The organism is Achromobacter sp. SIMBA_011, from assembly GCF_046535435.1.
In the GTDB taxonomy this organism is placed as follows: Bacteria; Pseudomonadota; Gammaproteobacteria; order Burkholderiales; family Burkholderiaceae_B; genus Achromobacter; species Achromobacter dolens.
This window is the reverse complement of record NZ_JAWRWN010000500.1, coordinates 1-270: the sequence shown is the minus strand read 5'-3', so window position 1 is coordinate 270 and position 270 is coordinate 1. Positions and strand designations below refer to the sequence as shown.

Sequence of the window (270 nt, the reverse complement as noted above, 5' to 3'; positions counted from 1 at the left end):
AATTGTTCGCGGACTCCCGGCGATATCGTCTTCCGTCACGAGCTGGAATATCTCGCCCGCTTCATGCCGAACCTGTCTCTCGGCTTTATTGTCGAGAAATGCGGCCGCACCGATCTGTGGTCCGGCCTGAAGGGCATGGTCGACAAGGCCAAGATCGCACTGCTCGCGCATGATTTCATGGAGCGCACCGTCTTCTGCTGCGGGCCGGAGCCTTTCATGGCTGCCGTCCGCTCCATGCTGGATGCGTCAGGCTTCGACATGGGCCGTTAC

At 60.0% G+C, this 270-nt stretch carries 1 pseudogene; it reads left to right on the top strand.

Annotated features, from left to right (window positions below):
• Positions 1–270: pseudogene (locus SB816_RS31890) on the top strand (hybrid-cluster NAD(P)-dependent oxidoreductase); the annotation flags it as partial.